Origin of the sequence: Luedemannella helvata (genome assembly GCF_039528415.1) — a bacterium.
GTDB lineage: Bacteria > Actinomycetota > Actinomycetes > Mycobacteriales > Micromonosporaceae > Luedemannella > Luedemannella helvata.
This window is the reverse complement of the sequence record NZ_BAAALS010000072.1, coordinates 1-2,108: the sequence shown is the minus strand read 5'-3', so window position 1 is coordinate 2,108 and position 2,108 is coordinate 1. Positions and strand designations below refer to the sequence as shown.

Here is a 2,108-nt window from a genome sequence, read left to right as displayed (position 1 = left end):
CGCATGCCAAGGCGGCCAGCCGCACGTCTATGCCGAGGCCGACGAGGGCTGAGCGCGCGCGGCAGCCCTCCCGTGGGGAGGACCGGGAGGGACGCCGGCCCCGGGGGGTCCGGTGGGAGCACCGTAGACCTCAGCGTCCGGCAGCGATAGGCATATGACGTGGGAAATCTCCCCGCCTATTCGCATCCTCAATCGGTGTGAATGATGGGCAAAGCCTGCTACCCCACTGCAGCACTTACCTGAAGTTTCAGGTAGCCTGCGGGTAAGTGATAGCGCTTTGGGAGTCCCCAGGTGGGCTGCCGGGATCAGCCCGAGCCAGGCAACTGGATCCTCCACCCACAGAGGTGGCAGTGGCCCCCGGAGCCCTCCTGGGGACTTCCTGCGTCAGGCCACACACCACTTCTTCCACCAGCTGCGGCAGGTGACGTAGGCGGGGTCGCCCACCACCTTGACGCCGTAGCCGAGCAGCGAACCGCCGGAGGTCTTGCGGTACAGCTGGTGCTTGCACAGCAGGAGATTCTCGGCACAGTCGTCGTCGTTCGGGGAGCCCGACAGCGCAGCGTTCAGCAGGCCAGCGTGGATGTCTGCCAGCTGGATGCCGTCCCACTCGGTGCCGTGCCATTTGGGTGGCCACTTGATGTGACTCCAGGGAACCCCATAGGTGGCGACAAACCCCTGCTTCACGTAGGTCAGGTAGTTGAGTGTGTCGCTGTGGTCCATGCCCTTCACGGCGCCCAGCCGAACGACGGCCGAACGGGGGCCGCCCTCCCAGCCCTTGGCCGCGTAAGCCACCCGCTCGAGGAGTAGGCGCGTCGTGTAGTTGTAGAACCGGACACCGTTCGTCATGCCGGCGAACTGGCGCGTGCCGTCCTTGGGGACGATCACGTGGACGACCTTCGCCGAGGGCATTACTGCCAGCATCCGGGCCGCATTGCGGCGGCGCTCGGGATGCTTCTTCTTGAAGTGGTCAACCCAGTGCAGCGGCCGCGAAACGTCCTGGGGCCGGCTCTGGTGGATCAGTGCGCGGAGGCCGCCCGCGGTTGCGCGCACGTTCCAGTCTTCCTCTTCCGGCACGATGAGTGCCGTCATGGCGAAGAAAGCCGAGGACTGCTTTCCGTAGCCGCGGTCTCCGGTCTCGTCGACGTAGACGTTCACCCGGGGCAAGGAACTCGGGTGGAGGAACCGGACATTAAACGGGTCCGTCATCGGACGGCACGAGCGCAGCGGCGCACGCTACGGTAAGTACGTACCACGGGAGACTGCACTCCTTTGGTTCTCCCCCTCGGCGGGGTCCAGCCCGCCGGGGGCATAAGGCCCTCTGCGGCCGACGCGCCCATGCGCACGACCGGTGACGGTAAATTACACCCGATCGGCGGCATCCACGCGCATCTATACGCCGTGCCGTGGCCTAGGAGCACGAAGAAGCCCCCGCTCGAAGGCGGGGGCTAGGCAGTGCTCACCGTGCGCCGGTCAGTACCCGTCCCTGACGGTGAAGACCTCTAGTGGCAGATGTGCATTCGCGTCTATGCCAGGTGTGGCACGGGGCGCCGACAACGGGCGGGGGTCAGGCGGGGTCACCGTTCGGCGCCGGCGTCCATCCACGCTGGCCGCCCATCGGAACCCGGACGGCCCGAGCAACGGCGCTGGCCTGACGGCGAGTGAACCGGTCCTGGTACTCCCACTCCTCGTAGGAGTCGCGATGCGCTTCACGCTCAGCCAACAGGAAGGCCGCGTAGGTGTCGCTCGCGGCCTTGGCGGCTGCTTGCGCGTCGTCGTGCCACGTGGCGGGGAGGTAGTCGGCCTTCCAGGAGAGCCGCCACCTCTGCGCTCCGTCGTAGGCGAGCAGCTCGATACGGCCGATCTTCAGGTCGTGGTCATGATGCCGCAAGCTGATCACGTCACCATCGCCCCACGGCACGAAGGTGGGCAGGGGCGACTTCTTCCGGCGAGGCATCTGTTCTTCCTCTCTGCCGACGGGCGCCCATTCAACATCGCGAGCGCCCGCTGCGGTAGACCAGCGCATAACGACTGCCTACTTGCTGGCCTTACGGGCGTTGTCGGTGGACCGATCGAGGTGGCCGTACACGGTGGTGCGCGGCACGCCCAAC

The 2,108-nt window shown here is 66.6% G+C and carries 2 protein-coding genes; both read right to left on the bottom strand.

Features of this window, described 5'->3' with window-relative positions; all coding sequences use genetic code 11:
• Window positions 1-384: 384 nt before the first annotated feature.
• Window positions 385-1,155 carry a DUF3800 domain-containing protein gene (locus ABD191_RS28550; RefSeq protein ID WP_030900954.1) on the bottom strand — a complete coding sequence of 257 codons (771 nt, stop codon included), beginning with the start codon at window positions 1,153-1,155 and terminating at the stop codon, window positions 385-387.
• 409 nt (window positions 1,156-1,564) lie between these two features.
• A complete protein-coding gene (locus ABD191_RS28545) occupies window positions 1,565-1,954 on the bottom strand; it encodes a hypothetical protein (protein ID WP_030900957.1) in 390 nt (129 codons plus the stop codon).
• Window positions 1,955-2,108: the final 154 nt, after the last annotated feature.

What these genes read in the sequence shown, in the direction of transcription:
- ABD191_RS28545 (WP_030900957.1), bottom strand. Translation starts at nt 1,954, where the DNA reads ATGCCTCGCCGGAAGAAGTCGCCCCTGCCCACCTTCGTGCCGTGGGGC.